The following is a 251-nucleotide window of genomic DNA, read 5'->3' as shown; positions in this document are numbered from 1 at the left end:
GTTGCAAACATGCTCTTTAACAATCTGGAAAGCTGATTTAAAAAGTAGTTCTCAAACATTTGTTACAAGTGCTTTGGAAACTTCTTGGCGAAAACCAAAATTTATTTTGGTCCTTGTTGTACTTCAACAAGTCGCGTCGTTTCGACGACACTTCTTGGGGTTGTATGGTTAAGTGACTAAGCGTACATGGTGGATGCCTTGGCAGTCAGAGGCGATGAAGGACGTACTAACCTGCGATAAGCTGTGAGAAG

General features: G+C 41.8%; 1 rRNA gene. It reads left to right on the top strand.

Annotated features, from left to right (window positions below):
• Nucleotides 1–166: 166 nt before the first annotated feature.
• Nucleotides 167–251 (top strand): 23S ribosomal RNA (locus tag MM194_RS21880); the annotation flags it as partial.

Origin of the sequence: Aeromonas sp. MR16, assembly GCF_022549315.1 — a bacterium.
Taxonomy (GTDB): Bacteria; Pseudomonadota; Gammaproteobacteria; order Enterobacterales; family Aeromonadaceae; genus Aeromonas; species Aeromonas aquatica.
The sequence above is the reverse complement of the archived record's forward strand: the minus strand, read 5'-3'. Positions and strand labels throughout refer to the sequence as shown.